The organism is Rhodobacter sp. 24-YEA-8, from assembly GCF_900105075.1.
Lineage (GTDB): Bacteria > Pseudomonadota > Alphaproteobacteria > Rhodobacterales > Rhodobacteraceae > Pseudogemmobacter.
Genome location: NZ_FNSK01000001.1, coordinates 728752 through 747529 on the forward strand (window position 1 = coordinate 728752; position 18778 = coordinate 747529).

An 18778-nucleotide genomic window follows, 5' to 3' on the forward strand; every position below is an offset into this window, starting at 1 on the left:
GTTGTTCCCGACGGCTCCCTGTCTGATCATGACGTCAGGTTTCCGCTCAGACAAGGCTCGCGCAGAAGTTCTGGATCCGGGCACAGGCATCGCGCAGCACCTCGTCCGAAGTGGCATAGCTCACGCGGAAATTCGGGCTGAGGCCGAAGGCCGATCCAAAGACGACCGCAACCCCGGTCTCTTCCAGAAGCGCCGTCGCAAAGACCTCGTCATTGGTGATCACCACGCCTGCGGGTGTCGCCTTGCCGATACAGCCAGAGATGTCCGGATAGACATAGAAGGCGCCTTCCGGTTTCGGGCAGGTGATGCCGGTCGCCTTGTTCAGCATCGAAACCACCAGGTCGCGGCGCCCCTGGAACACGCGGCGCCAGTCGGCGAGGAAGTCCTGCGGCCCGCTCAGCGCCTCCAGCGCGGCCCATTGGCTGACCGAGCAGGTGTTCGAGGTCGATTGCGACTGGATCGTTCCCATCGCCCTGATCAGCGCCACGGGGCCTGCCGCATAGCCGATCCGCCAGCCGGTCATCGCATAGGCCTTCGAGACGCCATTGCAGGTCAGGGTGCGGTCATAAAGCCCCGGCTCGATCTGGGCCGGGGTGGTGAATTCGAAATCGTCGAACACCAGATGTTCATACATGTCATCCGACATCACCCACACATGCGGGTGGCGCATCAGGACATCGGTCAGGCCCTTCAGCTCTTCGCGCGAATAGCCCGCACCGGTCGGGTTCGAGGGCGAGTTGAAGATCAGCCATTTGGTCTTTGGCGTGATCGCAGCTTCAAGCTGTGCGGGGGTGATGCGGAAATTATTCTCAAGCGTCGCCACCACTTCGACCGGGGTGCCACCGGCGAGCTGGACCATATCCGGATAGCTCACCCAGTAAGGCGCCGGGATGATCACCTCATCGCCTTTGTTCAGCGTGGCAATCAGCGCGTTGAAGAGGATCTGCTTGCCACCGGTGCCCACCGTCACCTGGTTCGGCGTATAGGTAAGGCCGTTCTCGCGCAGGAATTTCGCGCAGATCGCGGCCTTGAGTTCGGGGATGCCATCAACGGCGGTATAGCGGGTCTTGCCCGCATCAATCGCGCGCTTTGCGGCATCGCGGATATGCTCCGGCGTGTCGAAATCCGGCTCGCCGGCGCCAAGGCCGATCACATCCTTGCCGGCTGCCGCCAGTTCTCGCGCTTTGTTTGTGACCGCGATCGTGGCCGAGGGTTTCACGCGGGCAAGCGTATCGGACAGAAAGGCCATTTCCGGGTCTCCGGTGGGATTGTTTGCATTTTCCGGTCTCGGGTCTTAAGTTCGCCCCCCCGTTCATACAAGCGATATCAGCAAAGGAGAGGCATGATGGCGGAAAGCAGCACAGGACGTGAGCCGGGCGTGGATCTGGCACCCGAGGACTGGTTCTCGGCGGATGTGGCGACCTTTGGCGACCGGCTTGCCGGTGCGCGTGAGGCGGCCGGGCTGAGCCAGGAAGATCTGGCGCAGCGGCTGGGGGTGCGGCTGACAACGCTGCAGGCCTGGGAAGACGATATGGCAGAGCCGAGGGGCAACCGGCTTTCGACGCTGGCGGGGATGCTGAATGTCTCGCTCGCCTGGCTCCTGACGGCCGAAGGCGACGGGCTGGGCCTGCCGGAGGCAGAGGCTATGCCGGCAGCGCTGAGCGATGCCCTGGCCGACCTGACGCGGCTCAGGGCAAAGGCGGCGGGGCTTGTGCAGGAGATCGCAACGGTGGAAAAGCGGCTCAGACAGGCTTTGCGGCAGGAGTGAGCGATGGTTGCGAAAGAGGGGGCGGTGCCGGGGGAAAGCCATGACGCCCGGCTCCGCCGGATGCGGATGCGCAGTTGGCGCCGTGGCATCAAAGAGATGGACCTTGTCTTCGGCCCCTTTGCCGATGCCGGGCTGGCGGCGCTGACGGCGGAAGAACTGGATCTTTATGACCGGCTTTTATCCGAGAATGATCAGGACCTGCTGACCTGGGTTCTGGGCACGGTTGCCGCCCCGGACTGGACAGCGCCTTTGCTGCCCCGGATCGCGGATTTCGCCGGGGCGCGGCTCGCGCGCTGATCTCTTCGCGACAACTCGCGGCAAAATCGTCGCGAGTTTACGGAATGTTTGTGCTTTGTGCCGATTCTGTATCCGTCTGTTACGTGCGGAGCAAAGTACAAATGTCTCTCCATCAATCCGTCCTCGATGGATCGCAGAAAGCGTTCCTCTCCTGCTATCTCGACAATCTGGGCCTGGTAGAACGCCTGCACAGATTGCTGCTTGATGTCATCAAGGACGAGTTCGAGCGCCTGCGCGTGCTGGAGGTCAACCCGGTCCAGGCCCTGCTCCTGTTCAACATCGGCGAAAATGAGGTGACCGCGGGCGAGCTGAAAAGCCGCGGTTACTATCAGGGCTCGAATGTCAGCTACAATCTCAAAAAGCTGGTCGATCTTGGCTACATGCACCATCAGCGGTCAGAGATCGACCGCCGTTCGGTGCGGGTGCGGCTGACGGAAAAGGGCCGGATCCTGCGCCATCAGGTCTCGGATCTGTTTCTGCGCCATGCCGAAGGCCTCGAAAAACGCGGCGTGATCGATGTCAGCGGCATGGATGAGATCAATACTTCGCTGCGTCGGATGGAGCGATTCTGGACCGAACAGATCCGCTATATCTACTGAGATATTGCCTAGCCTCCGGGGACGGTGTCCGGGGCGCGGCCCTCCGGGACCGGCGCGGGGATACGGTCGTGAAAGCCGTCGCGCCGCCGCTTATCTCAACGGCCTGAAGGGCCTTACATTCGCGCAGGGAGCTCTTTGCTGGCCGTGAGGGAATGTGGCGTGCAGCCACAATGCCGCACAGGAAAATAAGATCATCACGAGGGCGCCGCATCGTGCAGATCACGCTATGAAGGGTCTCAGCCGAAGCTGTGGGGCCATTGAGAGATCTGGGTGTCGCTGTGGCACAGGCCAGGCGCGATCGCGCTGTCGCAGGGCGCGATTGGCGCCGCAGGACGCCTAGGGCTGGCATCGGATCCGACGGCGGCGTTTCCCGGCAATTGGCCTTTTCGGATGGTTCTGGCCGGGAACGCAGCCTTTGACAGGTCGCTGAAATCATCGCGCGGCAGGTCTGCCTTCTCCCGGGGCTGTCAGCGGCCTGGGGCGCTACCTCTGTTTCAGCGGTTGACCGGCATTCTGCAGTGCCTGCGGTCAGGCAGGGAGGAGCTTAGGCAGGCGGGCGAGATCGTTGGCGGCCAGGAGGAAGATGACGCGGGAACGCACCTTCCCGATGCTGTGACCGGCTGTCTCAGCCATGCCGCCGACGGTCTTATTCCGGCCGAAAGCCTCTTCGTTCCAATTGCGGTGGCATTGGGATCGGCATAACCGGGCTACCGTGTGGTTCGACCATCAATCACGGACTGTCTCGATCTCTGCGTGAGACGCGGCGTGGCGCAGGTCTCACGCAGTTCGGCCACAAGATCCACGGGATCATAGGCGCAATCGGCGCCGGGTGTCAGCCTTCGGGTCGCTGCCAGAGCATTGCGGTCCGTCCTGGCAGGTGACCCCTGCGCGCGGCCGGATGCTCTTCATCAAGTCCGAGGCCCTGAGCCGCGCGCCGCTGACCGGGAAGAGGGGCTGCATCAGGCCTGACCGGATCGAACGGCTGATGCGGATCTGGGTCCCGAAGGCTCGGCCAGCATGTCGGGGAAAACCAAAACTCATCATGGATCGTTCGACGTCGCCAATAACATCCTCGACCGGGGCATCCAGGCGGACTGGCCGCACCAGAAATCGCAGGCCGGTTTCAACTGCAGTTGCGGCGCGAACTACTGGCACTGCGTTCCAGTTTTGCCGGACCCTTTGTCAGGAAAATGCCCCTTCTCCTACTGCCACGAGATCGTCGGGCGGTCCTTGAGGGCGAATGCGGTGCCACTCTGGCCAGGGATGTGCTGACAGTGGTGGTCCGGCGGCGCAGCCGGCTCGATGCGATCCTTCATCCGTCAAAAAAAACTGGTGCGCTTCATTATTAAACAATTTCAATGAGATATCGTCAGAAAACGGGATACCCTTTCCTTAGAGCCAGGCGGGGAATGACCGCAGTCTGGCCTTGGGCGCCACACGGGGCCGGGGATCTCTGCGGGGCGCGCGATGGAGTGCGTCTTCCCGTCACTGGAGACCGCCCGGACGGACCGGAAAGTCTGCCGAAGCGGCGACTAATGGCATGCTGAAATGTCAGGTAACAGGAACGCTCTTACGATCCGCAGCACTGAGAGGCAAAACCTGATGAACTCTGGCCTGTAAAGTGTGAGGCCGGATCAGGGGGGGCCTGCCTCGCGGGTCGCGCATCTCGTTCCCGAATTCTTGCCAGCCATCCGGCGGGGTTCCCCGCAGGGGATCATCAGACCAGTCCTCGATCCCGGACCGAGTCAGGGCAAAGCTCTGGCCGGTCTTTGCCACCGTGGTTTTGCGCCTCTGCTGATCCCGACGGCCAGCGCCGATCTGCGCTGCGGCGACGATCATCAGGTGATGCCCCCTTCGCCAGGTTTTACACCCTGCAGCACGCTCAGATTTCATCGGGGCGATATACTATTACACAGCGTCGTCGCCCTGTTCTGCGCGATAACGCGCTATCCCAGCGATCAGGGGCGGTCAGCGCTGTCCGGACATCCCCGGGACACCCCTGGAACAGGGCCATGTCAGGCTCGTCTCGTGCCTCGGCCGCCCTTGCCAAACCGGTCTCTGGCGGTGTCGCCTCCCGCCGGAGGTGCGCTCAGTTGGCCTTGCGGCGCGGCAGGAAGGGTAAAGGCATCACACGCACGCCGTCTTCGAGCAGTTTCCGTGCCTCTTCCGGCCTCGCCTCGCCATAGATCGAGCGCTCGGGTGCATCGCCGTCATGGATGCGGCGCGCCTCGGATGCGAAGTTCACGCCGACATATTCCGAGTTCTTTTCAACCTCGCGGCGCAAAACAGCCAGGGCATTCTCGATCTCGGCGCGCGAGGGGGGCGGTGACGCAGCAGGGGAGGCTTCCGGCGTGGCCGAAGCCGGCAATTCCCCGGTGGGTGCCGCCTTGCGGGCGGGACCGAGCGAGGGCGTCATCAGCGCCTTTTCAACACGCGCGCTGCCACAGACCGGGCAGGCGAGGTGGCCGGCGCGCGAAAGGTTGTCAAAGGCCTGGCCATCGGCAAACCAGCTCTCAAACCCATGGCCTGCTTCGCATTGCAGCGTGTAGCGGATCATTCTTCGTAATCTCCTGCTGGCCCGGGCCTTTGGTGCCGGACCACATAGCGCGGAAGCTAGTGTTTCGCGGGCGCGGGTCAAGACCACAGCCGCCGGTTCCTGTCGGGGCCGGTGAAAGGCCGTAAGTCAGACCCTGGCCACGCCCTGCACTGAACCGCTTTCCTCTGCGCCGGTCTGTTTTGCATTGCCTGCCGCGAAGGCAAGGATCAGCTGTTGCAGATCCGGCTCGTCAACCTTGCGGGCCGCTTTTTCCGGGCTGAACCATTTGCGGCGGCGCTGACGATATTCGGGATATTTGCGGGCAAGGCTGGCGACCCGTACCGGATAGACTTCGACATCGCAGCGCAGCGCCAGATCGGTGTCGCGGCACAGAACCTTGTCATAGCTGTAATTTCCGACCGGAAACCCGTCGGTTGCCCCGGTCACCCCGGCCTCTTCCCAGGCCTCGGTCAGCGCCGCATCGGCATGGCTGCGATCCGCCATCGGCCAGCCTTTGGGCAGCACCCAGCGGCCGGTGTCACGGCTGGTGATCAAAAGGATCCGCGTCCCGTCCTTGCTTTCATTCCAGCACAATGCCGCAAGCTGAACCCTGACATCCAAGTCGGAATCCCGATATGTTACCCTGACCTCTTTGTTCATATTCTTTACCAGCTACCTTCGCACCCGTTCGGCCGTCGCAGCAAAACCCTGCGGGCCCGGGAGTCTGTTATACATATGGTTCATTCTGCCTGACGCGCATCGTCCGGCCTATGGCTATATAGAGATTTATCAAGATTTTCTGCCTGTGAGACTAATATGCACAAGATTGTGACGGTGTGCCGGATCGAAATCCCCGCCAGTGCGGGATGTGGGGTGGGCTGATGCGGGTATTCATCGGGCTGGAAATGCCGGAATCTGTGCGCGAGGCGCTTGTCCTGCAGCAATTCCTTCTGCCGCTGCAGCGCAGGGTTGCGGCAGAGGACATGCATCTGACGCTGCTCTTTTGTGAGGATCTCGCCGATGACCTCGCGGATGCATTGCATGTCGCGCTGTCCGATCTGCATCTGCCGGGCTTTGCGCTGTCGCTGGCGGGGCTCGGGCTTTTTGGCGGCACGAAACCCCACAGCGCCTGGGCCGGGGTTGCGCCCTCGGCGCCGCTTGCCGCACTGCAGGCTGCGGTCGAGGCCGCCGGGCGGCGCGCGGGGCTTGATCTTCCGCATCGCCGTTTCATGCCACATGTGACGCTGGGTCGTTTCAGCCGCCCCGATCCCGCCACGCTGATGCGGCTGGAACGCGGCGTCGCGGCCGGGGCGGGCTTTGCCAGCGACGAATGGCATGTCGATGAGATTGTGCTCTGGCAAAGTGTGCTGACCGCGGGCGGCCCCCGCTATAGCGCGCTTGCCCGCTATCCGTTTGCGCAGCATCGCCGCCCGCCGCGCGATCCCTGACCGCTTCCTTGACAAGTCCGGGGCAGGGGTGCAGCACGGGCAGAGCTTTACACGATCAGTCCAGGACAGAAAGCAGACCTGCCGATGACCCGTTCCATCACCATTGCCGGCCGCGAGATCGGCCCCGCCCATCCGCCGCTGGTCATCGCCGAAATCGGCATCAATCACGGCGGCGATCTGGATGTCGCGAAAGAGATGGTGCGCCTTGCCGCCGGGGCCGGCTGCGAGATGATCAAGCATCAGACCCATATCCTTGAAGACGAGATGACGGAGGAGGCAAAGCAGATCTTTCCGCCGAATGCCGATGTCTCTATCTGGGAGGTGATGGCGCGCTGTGCTCTGAGCCAGAGCGACGAGGCCGAGCTGAAACGCTATACTGAAAGTCTCGGGATGATCTGGATCTCGACGCCGTTTTCGCGCGCGGCGGCCGATTTCCTCGAAACCCTCGACGTGCCGGCCTATAAGATCGGGTCTGGAGAGGCTGATAACCTGCCGCTCATTCGCCATATCGCGAAAAAGGGCAAGCCGGTGATCATGTCGACCGGCATGCAGACCATCGACACGATCCGCGCGAGCGTGGATATTCTCGATGCCTCGGGCGTGCCCTATGCACTGCTGGAATGCACCAATCTTTACCCGAGCCCGCCAGAGATCGTATCCCTGCGCGGGGTGACCGAGCTGAAGGACGCCTTTCCGAACGCGGTTGTCGGCTTTTCCGACCATTCCATCGGGCCGGAAATGGCGCTGGCCTCGGTCGCGCTTGGTGCCACGATCCTTGAGCGCCACTATACGGACTCGCGCTACCGCAAAGGCCCGGACATCATCAATTCGATGGACCCGGCCGAGCTGCGTTTCCTGGTAGACCGTTCGAAAGAGATCTGGATCGCGGCGAATAACCCGAAACAACGCTCGGCGCCGGAAGAGGATGTCTACCGTTTCGCGCGCGGCTCGGTCGTGGCGGATCGTGACCTGCCGGAAGGCCATGTGATCCATGAAATCGATATCTGGGCGCGGCGCCCTGGCTCGGGTGAGATCCCGGCCTATGAGTTCGACAAGCTGATCGGCAAGCGTCTGACACGCGCGGTCACGCGCAATACCCAGCTGAAATGGAGCGATCTGGCGTGACGTCGGTGCCGCGCAGGATCCTCTTCCTCACCGGCACCCGCGCCGATTTCGGCAAGCTGGAGCCGCTTGCGGCGGCGGCGCGTGAGGCGGGGCATGAGGTCACGTTTTTCGTGACCGGCATGCATATGATGACCCGCTACGGGCTGACCGCGCATGAGGTGCGCCGCCAGCCCGGTATTGCGACGCATGAATTTCTGAACCAGCGCCCCGGCGATCCGCAGGATATCGTGCTGGCGAAAACCGTCACCGGCTTTTCGGATTTTGTCACCGAAAGCCGCCCGGATCTGATCGTCCTCCATGGCGACCGGATCGAGGCCATGGCGGGCGCGCTGGTTTCGGCCACGAATTACATCCGCTCGGCCCATATCGAGGGGGGCGAGGTTTCCGGGACCATCGACGAGGTGTTCCGCCACTGTAATACCAAGCTTTGCACCCATCATTTCGTGTCATCCGAGACCGCGAAACGCCGGGTGATGGCGCTTGGTGAGCCCGAGGATGTGATCCATGTGATCGGCTCGCCGGAACTCGATTTCCACGCGCGCGCCTCGGGCGTGACGCTGGACGAGGTGCGGGCACGCTACGCGATCCCCTTCGAGGAATACGGTATCGCGACCTTCCATCCGGTGACCTCGGAGCAGGCGACGATGGGCGCCCAGGCCGAGGCGCTCTTCGCGGCTCTGGTCGAGAGCCAGCGCGATTTCGTGGTGATTGCGCCGAATAACGACCCGGGGTCCGAGGCGATTTTCCGGGTGCTCGACAGCCTGCCGAAGGCGCGGTTCCGGGTGCTGCCCTCGATGCGTTTCGCGCATTTTTCCGAACTGATGCGCAATGCCGCCTGTATCGTCGGAAATTCCTCGGCCGGGGTGCGCGAGGCGCCGTTTCTGGGCGTGCCTTCGCTCGATGTCGGCACGCGGCAGACCAACCGGTCAGATGCGGCCTCGGTCACGGCGGTGTCGGCCTTTGACCGCGCGGCGATCCTTGGCTTCCTCACCACGGCCTGGGGGAACAAAGCGCCCCGCGATGCCGGTTTTGGCGAAGGCGCTGCGGCGGATCGTTTTGTCGAAGTGCTGGCCGACCCCGCCTTCTGGGACCGGCCTTTGCAAAAGGCGTTTCACGACTGAGGCGCCGCGAGGGGCGGGCCGTTACCAGCCCGAGAAACCGCCATCCACATTGATCAGCTGCCCGGTGATATAGCCGGATTGCGGGCTTGCAAGGAACAGCATCGCATCGGCAATCTCATCGGGTTTTGCCATACGGTCGAGCATGATCAGCTCACCCACGCGTTTCTGGAATTCCTCGGAATGGCCATTGAACACCGCGCCCGGCGCGATGGTGTTCACGGTCGCGCCACGCCCGGCCCAATAGCCGGCAAGCCAGACCGTCAGCCCATGCACCCCGGCTTTCGAGACGCCGTAGGCCGAGAAATTCTTGAAGGGCATCCCGTCATAGATCCGGTGATGCGCGCCGTTCAGCGCATACATCGAGGCGACATTGACCAGTGTGCAGGGGCGACGCCCGACAATGTCACGATCCATCTGCCGCGCGATCATGAAAGGCGCGGTCAGATTGGTGCGCATGGTCTTTTCCCAATCCGCCACCTCGAGATCGGCGAAATCGGGGAACCCCTTGCCGGCGCCCATCAACAGCTCGCCGGTAATGGCGGCATTGTTGAGAACGACATTGGGTTCCCATCCGTCTTTTTCGATGCGCTTGAAGATGGTTACGACCTGATCTTCATCCGACACATCAAGGTCGTAAAAGCGGAAATTCTCGTTTCCGGCATGGGCCTCTTTCAGCGCCTCGGCCCGGTGCCCGGCAAGGTCGGAACTTACCACCCGCGCGCCTTCGGCCAGCATGCGGCGCACATAGGTGCTGCCGAGCACGCCGCCCGATCCGGTGATGAAAACCGTGCGGCCTTTCAGTTGATCAGCCATGATGCGCCCCTTCCTGTGCTTCTTTCAGCAAAAATTCGACCAGCCGGAAATCGAACGGGCTGTCGATATCGACGCAGCGCTCGGGCGGCATGAGGTAAGGGATCACGCGCCCCTCCCAGAGCCCTTTCGAGCGATGCAGGTAATCGGGCGCAACGACATAGGTCGAGGCCGCATGTTCATAGACCACCGGCGCCTGCTGACGCGCGACCACGCCGCCGGGCAGGGGTTTTGAGACATGCAATGCGCCGGTCGCATCGGGTTCCACAAGGTTGAAATAGGGGTTCTTGCGCGCCTCGCAGCAGGACATGACCATGTCCGGCCTCTCACTCGCAAAGAGATCCAGCGCGCCGGTGATATCCTCGGGCAGCCGCAAAGGCGAGGTGCAGTCAAGGTCGAGAAACGCGGTCACCGGGCGGTCAAGCAAAGCCTGCGAAGCATCAAGCGCATGCGCCCAGACCCCCCATTTCCCCGCCTGATCGGTCGCCAGATGCGCAGGCCGCAGCCCGATTTGCAGCGCGCCCTTTGCCACGGCATGGTCATAGATCTCTTCATCATCGGTCGAGACCACAACGGCATCGACGCCGGGATGCGCGAAAAGCTGATCCAGCGACCAGTCGATCAGCGGCTTGCCGCAGATTTCACGGAAATTCTTGCGCGGCACGCCCTTGGACCCTTTGCGCGCGCCGATATGACCCAAAATCATGTGAGCTCCTTATCGATCAGGCCAATGAACCGGCGATTCTGCCAGGCCTCGCTGATGAGTTTCGCTGATGCGATGACGCGATCCAGCCGTGGCAGCCGTTCGACCGGATCGGGGCTTTGCCCGGCCACCAGCGCCAGAAAGGCCCGCATCGCATCCAGGAACATCGCATTGCGCTCCAGCGGCAGGTCAAGCACCCGCTCGCCCGCCCGGTCCTGGATCCGGTAGATCTGGGCCGCGAAATCAAAATCAAAGCTCTGGCGGGTGCCGTGCAACACCGTCCGCCGATGCAGGCGCGGCGTCAGGTAATCCATTGCGACCGAGCCCGCCGCCTCTCCCTCGCGCTGGCGGAGTGTTACGAAACTCGCCAGATCAACACCCGGGTAATCGGCATGGCCCTGTGACAGCACCTCGTCTGGCTGCAGCCCGGGGAACAGGCATTGCGCCATATCAAGCTCATGGCACAGATCCAGCAGCACACCGCCGCCTTTCTCCTGCGCGGCATAGCTTTCCGCAAAGGACCAGTTCTGCCGCCATTGGGTGACATCATGGCCAATCGCAAAGGAAAACCGAAAAATATCCGACAGATCGCGGCGCGCGAGTTCGCGAAACGCCGGATGCCAGCGCATCATATAGCCAACCATTGACCGCTCTGCGACCGGCGCAGTGCAGGTGCTGATCAGCTCCACTTCTTCTGTCGTAAAGGACAGCGGTTTTTCTACATAGACCGGCAGACCCTGGTCCGCCGCCGCACAGATCACTTCCTTTCGGATATCGGTCGCGGTCGCCACCACCACCGCATCATGGTCGCGCAGATCCGCCTGCAATCCGGCCGCGCCGTATCCTCTCCAGCCGCGCAGGCTCGCCACCGCCCCAAGCGTCTGCAGGTTGTCATGATGGCGCCGCCCGATCGAGCCCGCACCCACCACCAGAACCTTCACCACCATCGCCAGCCTCCGCTTTCTCCGTCCGGCATCGCATGAACCTGCAGCGCCGAACAGCCCTTTCATCTGTCCGAAAATATCCTCGGGGGGAGCGCGGGCACCGCGCGCGGGGGGCAGACAGCCCCCCGTTGCCCGATCCGTCAGGCCTCACCCCGCCAGGGCTGCGCGCCGGTTCCAGTACACGGCCGCCTCCACCTCGGCGCAAAGTGCGATCAGCTCCTCATCCGCACCAAAGGGCGCCGCCAGATGCACGCCGATCGGCAGGCCCGAGGCCGACCAGCCGAGAGGCAACGACGCCGCCGGCTGGCCGCTTGCGTTGAACACGGCGGCAAAAGGCGAATAGTCGAAACAGCGCCCCGGCCCGAGGCGGTAATCGACGTAATCCTCGGTCTCATGGCTGAACCGCCCGACTTTGGCCGGTGGTTCGGCCAGGGTAGCCGAGAGCAGGATGTCGTAACCGGGGCCGGTTTCAGGCCGGAAGAAGGATGCCATTTCACGGCCGAAATCATGGATATCCTCGACCGCTTCCAGATAGCGCAGCGGCCCGAGCGCTTCGGCATGTTTCACCGCGCCGCGCCCGACACCCTCGACCAGATCCTCCGTCAGCGCGCTGCCTTTCAGCTTCTGCCGGATCGTAAGCGCGGTGCCGACCGCAACGATATCGGTCCAGGCCCGCATCATCGCTCCGATATCCGCCTTTGGCCGCGCCGGCTCCACATGGTGCCCAAGGCCTTCCAGCAGCCGCCCGGCCTCCTGCACCGCGGCTGCGACCTCCGGGTCAATCGCGGCGCCGGTAAAGGTCGTGTCGCAGATCGCCACGCGCAGCCGCCGGGGCGGGGCCGAGATCGCCTGGCCGTAGCCCTTTGCCAGCGGCGGCGCGCAATAGGGGGCACCGAGGTCGGGCCCCTCGCAGGCATCCAGCATCACCGCCGTGTCGCGGACCGAACGTGTCAGGAACCCGTCAATCGCCATGCCGGCCCAGCCCTCGCCGGACCATGGCCCGTCGGGCAGCCGCGCGCGGGTCGGCTTGAAGCCGAAAAGCCCGCAATTCGAGGCTGGAACCCGGACCGAGCCACCACCGTCTGATCCATGCGCGAAAGCGACGATCCCTGCCGCGACCGCCGCCGCCGCGCCGCCCGACGAGCCGCCGGCGGTATGGTCAGTGTTCCAGGGGTTGCGGGTTGGCCCGCCATAGACGGCGGCCTCGGTTGCGATGCCGACCCCGCCTTCGGGGCTTGTCGTGCGCCCGAATGTCACCACCCCGGTCGCCCGCATCCGGGCCATCATATTGCAATCGGCGGCATAGGTCCTGGCCGGACCAAGCCGCGTGCCGTTAAGGGACGGCAGCCCCTTTGCCTCGAGCCCCAGATCCTTGATCAGAAAGGGCACGCCGCGAAACGGTCCGCGCGGAAGGCCTGCGCGGATTTCGGCGCGCGCGACCTCTTCCTGCACCAGCACCACGGCGTTGATTGCCGGATTTCGGGCGCCGACCGCGGCCAGCGCCGCATCCAGCAGCTCATCCGGGCTGACCTCGCCCTTTGCCACCAGCCCCGCAAGTTCGGTCGCATCCCGTGCGCCCAGATCCCCGATCATCTGCGATTCCCCGTTATTCATCCCGATGCCAGTCTGGACGCGGCGCCCGGGAAAGGTCCAGAGGCGCCGCGCATCATGCTGTTACCGCAACCATGTGACCCGGGCGACCAAAGCGGCGACTGCCGCAACCTTGCGCCCCGTCAGCCGCTTGACAGAGGGCAAGGGCGGATCGCATGGAGGACAGAGCAACGGTTCCGGCGCCGCGCCCGCAAAGCGCGGTTTTCCGGAGAATAGGGAATGTGGCCGGTCCTTTCTGCACAGGGATCCGGGACCACAGCTGCCCCCGCAACTGTAAGCGGCGAGCGGCGGTTGATGATGCCACTGGAGCCTCCTCAGGGGGGCAGTTCCGGGAAGGCCAGCCGTCCGCCCGGACCCGCGAGCCAGGAGACCTGCCGCTGCTGATCACCCTTTCCCTCGCACGGGGCGTGCGGCGGAGGGCGGAGTGCCGCCAGAGGTGACGTTCACGCGCATCGGGCGGGCTTTCCCCCGAAGCGAAAACGCATCAGGGCGGCGGTCAGGGACCGGCGGCTCCGAAGAAAGGGCTGAGAGATGTTTCACAGGGTTTCCCATCTTGCAGTGATTGCCGCGCTGGCTGCCGGTGCGGCCGGCAATGCGCGCGCACAGACACAGGACGAAGACCCTGTTGACCTGGGCACGATCACGCTCTCGGCCCTGCGTTACGGGGCCGATATTGCGCGCTCCGGCGTCTCGGTCAGTGTGGTTGACCGCGCCGAGCTGGACAAAAGCGCCGATCTGCGGCTCGCGGATTTTCTTGGCACATTGCCGGGGGTCTCGGTGATCAGCCAGGGTGGTTTTGGTGCCAATACCGCCTTGCGGATCCGTGGCTTCGACGGGCGTCATATCGCGGTCTATATCGACGGGATCCGCATTGACGACCCGTCCGGCGTGCAGGTCTCGACCGATTTCGGCGCGCTGATGACCGATGATATTGCCCGGATCGAGGTGCTGCGCGGGTCGCAATCGGCGCTGTGGGGCGGCTCGGCCGTGGCCGGGGTGATCAATATCTCGACATTGTCCGGGGCAGAGCCGGGGCTGCATCAGAAGGTGAGCGTCGAAGGGGGCAGCCATAATTCGGCCCGCCTTGCCTGGGGCCTGACCCAAAAGGATGACCAGCTTGAACTGGCCCTGAATGCCAGCCATTTCCGCACCGACGGGATATCGGCCTTTGACGGGGGCACCGAAGCGGATGGCGCCGAGGCCAGCCGGCTGTCGTTTTCGGCGCGCTACCGGGTCTCAGATCTGGTGACGCTGGGGGGCGCCGCTTTCTGGCAAAAGACCCGCAGCGATTATGACGGCTATATCGATACGGATGGCGATGGCTATACCGATACTTTCACCGATCTGCCCAATGAGATGCGCCGCCAGGACCTTGGCCTGCGCCTCTTCGCAGAGCTGGAGACCGGCAATACGCTGCATGTGCTGGGCATCGGCTTTTCACGCAACAAGCGCGATATGGATGACGAGAACGGCAAAAGCGCCTTTACCGGCGAGCGTCTGACGCTGGACTGGCAGGCGACCAGCACGCTGTCTGACCAGCTGACCCTGTCTTATGGTGCGGATTTCAACCGTGAAGAGGCGAAAACCTCGGCCATGCCCGGAGGCTCGGGTAATACCGATACCAAAGGCATCTGGGGCCAGCTTGCCTGGTCGCCGCGCGAAGGCTTCGATGTGACTGCGGCACTGCGGTATGATGACCATTCGGCCTTTGGCGGTTTCGGCACCGGGCGGCTTTCCTTTGCCTGGGCGGCTGCCGAGGGGCTGACCCTGCGCGGTGCCGTCGCGCGGGGCTTCCGCGCGCCCTCGCTTGACGAGCTGTACGGTGATTATCCGGGGCTGTTCTTCACCGGTAATCCCGATCTCGATCCCGAAACCAGCGTCTCATACGAGCTGGGTGCAGATTATGCCTTCGGGACAGGTGCGTCGCTGTCTTTCACGGCTTTCCGCATCGAGGTCGAAGACCGTATCGCCGCCGATCCCGCGACCTTCTGGTCGACCCTGGGCAATCTGGCGGGCAGCTCGGTGTCGAAAGGCGTCGAGCTGGCCGCGAAAACCAGGCTGAGCGATGCGCTGAGCCTCACGCTCGCCTATACCTATACCGATGCGCATGACCCGAATGGGGCGCGCCTGACGGCGGTGCCGCGCCATAATCTGGCGCTCGCGCTGGATGCACAGATCAGCGAGCGGGTCTCGGCGCGCTTTACCCTCAGCCATCTGGCCGGACGCCGCGACAGGCATGTGAACAGCTTTGCCGCCCTCGATATGCCCGATGTCACCTTGCTGGATGCCGCTTTCAGCTATCGGATCAGTGACAGTATCGGGGCCACATTGCGCATTGAGAACGTGACCGATGAGCACTGGCAGTCGTCGCATGGTTACGGCACGCCGGGTCGCACGGCCTGGCTCGGGCTGCAGGCACGGTTCTGATGCTGCGCGCCGCCACCCTTGTCCTGCTCTTTGGGGCCTTGCCGGTGGCGGCCGACCCTCTTCCCCCTCCGGGGCGGGTGGTCTCGATCAACCTGTGCACCGATCAGCTGGCGATGATGCTGGCGGCGCCGGGGCAACTGGTTTCGGTCAGCCATCTGGCCTCGGACCCGCTGGCCTCCTCCATGCCGGAGGAGGCCGCCGCCTATACCGCAAACCGGGGCGGCGCCGAGCAGGTATTTCTCATGACGCCCGGTCTCGTGCTGGCCGGCACCTATACTGCCCGTGCCAGTGTCGATCTGCTGCGCAGGCTTGGCATCCGGGTGGAACAGGTGACGCCGGTCACCTCGCTGGAGGGCGTCAGCGCTCAGATCCGCGAGGTGGCGGGGTATCTCGGGCGCGAGGCGGCGGGCGAGGCGCTGGTCGCTGAATTCGAGGCCGGTCTTGCGGCGCTGGCGACTGATCTGGCCCTGAAACCGGCAGCACTTTATTATCCCAATGGCTATACGACGGGGAAGGGCACCCTGTCGGATGATGTCCTCGCACATACCGGTTTCGCCAATATCGGCGCGGTCGCGGGCGTCACTGGCGGAGGTGTCCTGCCGATGGAGCTGCTCGTGATGGCGCAGCCCGACCTGGTCGTGACCTCGAAACCCTATCCCGGCGCCTCGCGTTCGGAAGAGATCCTTGACCACCCCGCGCTGGCGCTTTTACAGGCTGAGGCCGGGTTGGTGGCCTTCAGCGATGCCGACTGGATCTGCGGCACACCGCATATCCTGCGCGCCGTCGCGGCGATGCGTGCGGCGCGGCTGGGGCTGGAGGCCGCATCGGCCACAAAAGACGCGGGGGAGCGAGCGGAATGAAAATGCTGATCCCGCTGTTGCTGGCGCTGGTGGCGGCGCTGTTTGCGGCCTCGCTTCTGATCGGGCCGGCAGGGCTGGGCCTTGGCGAAAGCCTGCGCGCGCTTTTGGGCGGCGAGGGCGGGCCGGTCATGCTGGTGATGCAGGAGATCCGCCTGCCGCGCGCGCTCCTCGGGCTGCTGATCGGCGCGGCGCTCGGGATTTCCGGCGCTGCGATGCAGGGCTATCTGCGCAACCCCCTGGCCGAGCCGGGGCTGATCGGTGTTTCGGCCTCGGCGGCCCTGGGCGCAGTTCTGACCCTGCAGACCGGGCTTGCAGCGGCTTTTTCGCTGGCCTTGCCGCTGGCGGCGCTGGCGGGGGCGGGGCTGGCCTCACTGCTGATCCTGGGGCTTGCGGGCCCGCGCGGCGGCGCGCTGGCGCTGATCCTTGCCGGGATCGCGATTTCCGCGCTGGCTGGCGCGGCGACCTCGCTGGTCCTGAACCTCTCGCCCAACCCCTTTGCCGCGGCCGAGATCGTCTATTGGATGATGGGTTCGCTCGCGGACCGGTCTTTCACCCATGTCTGGCTGGCGGCGCCGTTTATCCTTGTGGGCGTTGTGGCGCTCCTGAGCCTCGGGAGGGGCCTTGATGCGATGACGCTGGGCGAGGATGCGGCCGAGAGCCTCGGCATCCGCCCGGCAAGGCTGCGCCTTGTGCTGATCCTCGGGTGTTCGGCGGCGGTGGGTGCCTCGGTCGCGGTCGCGGGGGCGATTGGCTTTGTCGGGCTTGTGGTGCCGCATGTGCTGCGCCCGCTGGTTGGCGCCAGTCCCTCGCGGCTTTTGCCGGCGGCGGCCCTTGGCGGCGCCGCGGTGCTGCTTGCCGCCGATATCGCGACCCGGCTGATCGCGCCGGATCGCGACCTGAAGCTCGGCGTGCTGACGGCTCTGGTCGGGGCGCCTTTCTTCCTGCATCTGATCTGGAAGATGCGGAGGGTTGAGGCATGACATTGCTGACGCTGGACAGGGTGACCGTGCGGCGCGGCGCCCGCGCAGTGGTCGAAGGTGTTTCGCTGACGGTGTGCGAGGGAGAATTCGTCGGGCTGATCGGCCCGAACGGCGCCGGCAAGACCACTCTGATGCGCGCCGCTCTGGGGCTTTTGCCGCATGAGGGGCGATCGAGCCTTGCCCTGATGCCGGCCCGGGCCCGGGCGCGGACAGTCGCCTTCCTGCCGCAGGGGCGCGAGATCGCCTGGCCCGTCTCGGTCGCGGATCTGGTGGCTCTGGGCCGTGCGCCCTGGGGCCATGCCGATCCTGCCGATCCGGCAGTGGCGCGGGCACTCAGACGTCTCGGCATAGAGCATTTCGCGACCCGGCCCGCGACCGAGCTTTCGGGCGGCGAACAGGCGCGGGCGCTGATTGCCCGCGCGCTGGCGCAGGAGACGCCGCTGCTGATCGCCGATGAGCCGGGCGCCGGTCTCGACCCGGAGGCGCAGATCCGCATGATGACGATCTTTGCTGATCTGGCGCGCGAGGGGCATGGTGTGATGGCCTCCGTCCATGATCTGGGCCTCGCCGCCCGCCATTGCACCCGGCTTTTGCTGATGGATCGCGGGCGTCTGGTCGCCGATGGCCCGCCACGCGAGGTGCTGACCGAGGCGCGGCTTGCGGTTACATTCGGCATCCGCGCCCATCTGTCGGAAAGCGCGGAGGGGCTGATTTTCCAGCCGCTCGGGGTGATCCGGTGATCCGCGACCATCTCGCGCGGCCCTGGCTGTTCGCGCAATTGCCGGGCCCGATGCGCATCCTGTCCCATGCGCCTTATGGCGCGGGGTTCGTGACCGGCGACACCATCGCCTGGCGTGAGGTGCGCGACCAGGATCTGAAGCCGGATTTCCCGGTGGAAATCTGGTTCGGGGCCGAGATGGCCCGCGCCCCGATGCAAGCGACGGTTGGCGTGATGACCTCGCGCGATGTATCGAGCCGGGTGCTGGCCGAGGCTGAGGCGGAAGGTGTCCGGGCGGCGGCGCTTGTGACGCTGGGCCTCTCGAATGCCGAATCCGTCGGGCGGCGCCTGCCCTGGCACAGCGCCGATGGATCGGGGTTTGGGACGGTGAATATCCTCGTCAGCACCGATGCCGCCCTGTCGCAGACCGCACAGATCGAGGCGCTGACCATTGCGGTCGAGGCCCGTACCGCCGCGATCATGGATCTGGGGCTGGATCTCACCACCGGCCGCGCCACGGGGACCGGCACCGATTGCCTGGCGCTGGCCTGCCTGCCGGGCGAGGGGCGCTATGCCGGGCTTCATACCGCGGCAGGCGAAGCGGTGGGCGCCGCCGTGCGCAAGGCGGTGGCGCAGGCAGGCGCGGAATGGATGGCCTGGCGCGCGCGGAAGCTGCGCGACCCGGGCACGCAGGCCACCCGTTAAGGCCCGCCTCCCGAAAATCTTACCCGTGGAGATCTGAGGCAGATGAACTCCGGCGCGACGGGAGGGGCGTCTCCCCGCTTCGGACAGCGTCGGGCAGGGGCCTTTCATCTGACAGCGGTCGGAGAG

At 64.6% G+C, this 18778-nt stretch carries 18 protein-coding genes and 1 riboswitch; of the genes, 11 read left to right on the top strand and 7 right to left on the bottom strand.

Going from position 1 to position 18778, the window contains the following annotated elements:
- Nucleotides 1-46: 46 nt before the first annotated feature.
- On the bottom strand, nucleotides 47-1249 hold the full coding sequence (locus tag BLW25_RS03550) for a pyridoxal phosphate-dependent aminotransferase (protein ID WP_092896411.1): 1203 nt from the start codon (nucleotides 1247-1249) through the stop codon (nucleotides 47-49).
- A gap of 96 nt (nucleotides 1250-1345) precedes the next feature.
- On the opposite strand from BLW25_RS03550, the gene BLW25_RS03555 reads away from it, so the two are divergent.
- From BLW25_RS03555 to BLW25_RS03565, 3 genes are all read left to right on the top strand, one after another.
- Nucleotides 1346-1768 (top strand): helix-turn-helix domain-containing protein, encoded by a 423-nt coding sequence (locus BLW25_RS03555; RefSeq protein WP_092901444.1) that lies wholly within the window; start codon nucleotides 1346-1348, stop codon nucleotides 1766-1768.
- Nucleotides 1769-1771: 3 nt separating this feature from the next.
- Nucleotides 1772-2065, top strand: coding sequence for an FAD assembly factor SdhE (locus BLW25_RS03560; protein WP_249496727.1), 294 nt, complete (start codon nucleotides 1772-1774; stop codon nucleotides 2063-2065).
- A 101-nt stretch (nucleotides 2066-2166) separates the two neighbouring features.
- Nucleotides 2167-2664, top strand: coding sequence for a MarR family winged helix-turn-helix transcriptional regulator (locus BLW25_RS03565; protein ID WP_092896413.1), 498 nt, complete (start codon nucleotides 2167-2169; stop codon nucleotides 2662-2664).
- 2089 nt (nucleotides 2665-4753) lie between these two features.
- On the opposite strand, the gene BLW25_RS03585 is transcribed toward BLW25_RS03565, so the two are convergent.
- Both BLW25_RS03585 and BLW25_RS03590 read right to left on the bottom strand, forming a co-directional pair.
- Entirely contained in the window at nucleotides 4754-5221 is a 468-nt protein-coding gene (locus tag BLW25_RS03585) for a DUF1178 family protein (protein WP_092896421.1), read from the bottom strand.
- 126 nt (nucleotides 5222-5347) lie between these two features.
- Entirely contained in the window at nucleotides 5348-5821 is a 474-nt protein-coding gene (locus tag BLW25_RS03590; protein ID WP_253188191.1) for an NUDIX hydrolase, read from the bottom strand.
- Between the two features lie 260 nt (nucleotides 5822-6081).
- Here BLW25_RS03590 and thpR point away from each other — a divergent pair, with 260 nt between their 5' ends.
- The 3 genes from thpR (at nucleotide 6082) to neuC (ending at nucleotide 8894) form a co-directional block, all read left to right on the top strand.
- On the top strand, nucleotides 6082-6648 hold the full coding sequence (gene thpR, locus BLW25_RS03595; RefSeq protein WP_253188193.1) for an RNA 2',3'-cyclic phosphodiesterase: 567 nt from the start codon (nucleotides 6082-6084) through the stop codon (nucleotides 6646-6648).
- Nucleotides 6649-6732: 84 nt separating this feature from the next.
- Complete coding sequence (locus tag BLW25_RS03600; protein WP_171909464.1) at nucleotides 6733-7773, top strand: N-acetylneuraminate synthase family protein; 1041 nt, start codon at nucleotides 6733-6735, stop codon at nucleotides 7771-7773.
- Nucleotides 7770-8894 carry a UDP-N-acetylglucosamine 2-epimerase gene (gene neuC, locus BLW25_RS03605; RefSeq protein WP_249496723.1) on the top strand — a complete coding sequence of 375 codons (1125 nt, stop codon included), beginning with the start codon at nucleotides 7770-7772 and terminating at the stop codon, nucleotides 8892-8894. The genes BLW25_RS03600 and neuC overlap by 4 nt, the downstream gene beginning before the upstream one ends.
- A gap of 21 nt (nucleotides 8895-8915) precedes the next feature.
- Here the strand turns inward: neuC and BLW25_RS03610 are convergent, their stop codons facing one another.
- From BLW25_RS03610 to BLW25_RS03625, 4 genes are all read right to left on the bottom strand, one after another.
- The gene (locus BLW25_RS03610) at nucleotides 8916-9707 is read right to left on the bottom strand and encodes an SDR family NAD(P)-dependent oxidoreductase (RefSeq protein ID WP_092896425.1); all 792 of its coding nucleotides are present in this window, start codon (nucleotides 9705-9707) and stop codon (nucleotides 8916-8918) included.
- Nucleotides 9700-10410 (bottom strand): acylneuraminate cytidylyltransferase family protein, encoded by a 711-nt coding sequence (locus tag BLW25_RS03615; protein ID WP_092896427.1) that lies wholly within the window; start codon nucleotides 10408-10410, stop codon nucleotides 9700-9702. Before BLW25_RS03615 ends, BLW25_RS03610 begins: the two co-directional genes overlap by 8 nt.
- The gene (locus tag BLW25_RS03620) at nucleotides 10407-11354 is read right to left on the bottom strand and encodes a Gfo/Idh/MocA family protein (RefSeq protein WP_092896429.1); all 948 of its coding nucleotides are present in this window, start codon (nucleotides 11352-11354) and stop codon (nucleotides 10407-10409) included. The genes BLW25_RS03615 and BLW25_RS03620 overlap by 4 nt, the downstream gene beginning before the upstream one ends.
- A gap of 144 nt (nucleotides 11355-11498) precedes the next feature.
- A complete protein-coding gene (locus BLW25_RS03625) occupies nucleotides 11499-12944 on the bottom strand; it encodes an amidase (protein ID WP_092901459.1) in 1446 nt (481 codons plus the stop codon).
- Nucleotides 12945-13116: 172 nt separating this feature from the next.
- Nucleotides 13117-13356, top strand: a riboswitch (cobalamin riboswitch).
- Between the two features lie 137 nt (nucleotides 13357-13493).
- Between BLW25_RS03625 and BLW25_RS03630 the strand changes: the two genes are divergently transcribed.
- Genes BLW25_RS03630 through BLW25_RS03650 form a run of 5 tightly spaced genes read left to right on the top strand, consistent with a single transcriptional unit; the run spans nucleotide 13494 to nucleotide 18652 of the window.
- Complete coding sequence (locus BLW25_RS03630) at nucleotides 13494-15389, top strand: TonB-dependent receptor plug domain-containing protein (RefSeq protein WP_092896431.1); 1896 nt, start codon at nucleotides 13494-13496, stop codon at nucleotides 15387-15389.
- Nucleotides 15389-16249 (top strand): ABC transporter substrate-binding protein, encoded by an 861-nt coding sequence (locus BLW25_RS03635; protein ID WP_092896433.1) that lies wholly within the window; start codon nucleotides 15389-15391, stop codon nucleotides 16247-16249. The genes BLW25_RS03630 and BLW25_RS03635 overlap by 1 nt, the downstream gene beginning before the upstream one ends.
- Nucleotides 16246-17229 (top strand): FecCD family ABC transporter permease, encoded by a 984-nt coding sequence (locus BLW25_RS03640; RefSeq protein WP_092896435.1) that lies wholly within the window; start codon nucleotides 16246-16248, stop codon nucleotides 17227-17229. Before BLW25_RS03635 ends, BLW25_RS03640 begins: the two co-directional genes overlap by 4 nt.
- The gene (locus BLW25_RS03645; protein ID WP_092896437.1) at nucleotides 17226-17969 is read left to right on the top strand and encodes an ABC transporter ATP-binding protein; all 744 of its coding nucleotides are present in this window, start codon (nucleotides 17226-17228) and stop codon (nucleotides 17967-17969) included. The genes BLW25_RS03640 and BLW25_RS03645 overlap by 4 nt, the downstream gene beginning before the upstream one ends.
- Nucleotides 17966-18652, top strand: a complete 687-nt coding sequence (locus tag BLW25_RS03650) for an adenosylcobinamide amidohydrolase (protein WP_092896439.1) — start codon at nucleotides 17966-17968, stop codon at nucleotides 18650-18652. The genes BLW25_RS03645 and BLW25_RS03650 overlap by 4 nt, the downstream gene beginning before the upstream one ends.
- The last annotated feature ends 126 nt before the right edge of the window (nucleotides 18653-18778 follow it).

Excerpts from the sequence above, each read along its gene's own strand:
- BLW25_RS03550 (WP_092896411.1), bottom strand. The coding sequence starts at position 1,249 with ATGGCCTTTCTGTCCGATACGCTTGCCCGCGTGAAACCCTCGGCCACG.
- BLW25_RS03555 (WP_092901444.1), top strand. The coding sequence starts at position 1,346 with ATGGCGGAAAGCAGCACAGGACGTGAGCCGGGCGTGGATCTGGCACCC.
- BLW25_RS03560 (WP_249496727.1), top strand. The coding sequence starts at position 1,772 with ATGGTTGCGAAAGAGGGGGCGGTGCCGGGGGAAAGCCATGACGCCCGG.
- BLW25_RS03565 (WP_092896413.1), top strand. The coding sequence starts at position 2,167 with ATGTCTCTCCATCAATCCGTCCTCGATGGATCGCAGAAAGCGTTCCTC.
- BLW25_RS03585 (WP_092896421.1), bottom strand. The coding sequence starts at position 5,221 with ATGATCCGCTACACGCTGCAATGCGAAGCAGGCCATGGGTTTGAGAGC.
- thpR (WP_253188193.1), top strand. The coding sequence starts at position 6,082 with ATGCGGGTATTCATCGGGCTGGAAATGCCGGAATCTGTGCGCGAGGCG.
- BLW25_RS03600 (WP_171909464.1), top strand. The coding sequence starts at position 6,733 with ATGACCCGTTCCATCACCATTGCCGGCCGCGAGATCGGCCCCGCCCAT.
- BLW25_RS03610 (WP_092896425.1), bottom strand. The coding sequence starts at position 9,707 with ATGGCTGATCAACTGAAAGGCCGCACGGTTTTCATCACCGGATCGGGC.
- BLW25_RS03615 (WP_092896427.1), bottom strand. The coding sequence starts at position 10,410 with ATGATTTTGGGTCATATCGGCGCGCGCAAAGGGTCCAAGGGCGTGCCG.
- BLW25_RS03620 (WP_092896429.1), bottom strand. The coding sequence starts at position 11,354 with ATGGTGGTGAAGGTTCTGGTGGTGGGTGCGGGCTCGATCGGGCGGCGC.
- BLW25_RS03625 (WP_092901459.1), bottom strand. The coding sequence starts at position 12,944 with ATGATCGGGGATCTGGGCGCACGGGATGCGACCGAACTTGCGGGGCTG.
- BLW25_RS03630 (WP_092896431.1), top strand. The coding sequence starts at position 13,494 with ATGTTTCACAGGGTTTCCCATCTTGCAGTGATTGCCGCGCTGGCTGCC.
- BLW25_RS03635 (WP_092896433.1), top strand. The coding sequence starts at position 15,389 with ATGCTGCGCGCCGCCACCCTTGTCCTGCTCTTTGGGGCCTTGCCGGTG.
- BLW25_RS03640 (WP_092896435.1), top strand. The coding sequence starts at position 16,246 with ATGAAAATGCTGATCCCGCTGTTGCTGGCGCTGGTGGCGGCGCTGTTT.
- BLW25_RS03645 (WP_092896437.1), top strand. The coding sequence starts at position 17,226 with ATGACATTGCTGACGCTGGACAGGGTGACCGTGCGGCGCGGCGCCCGC.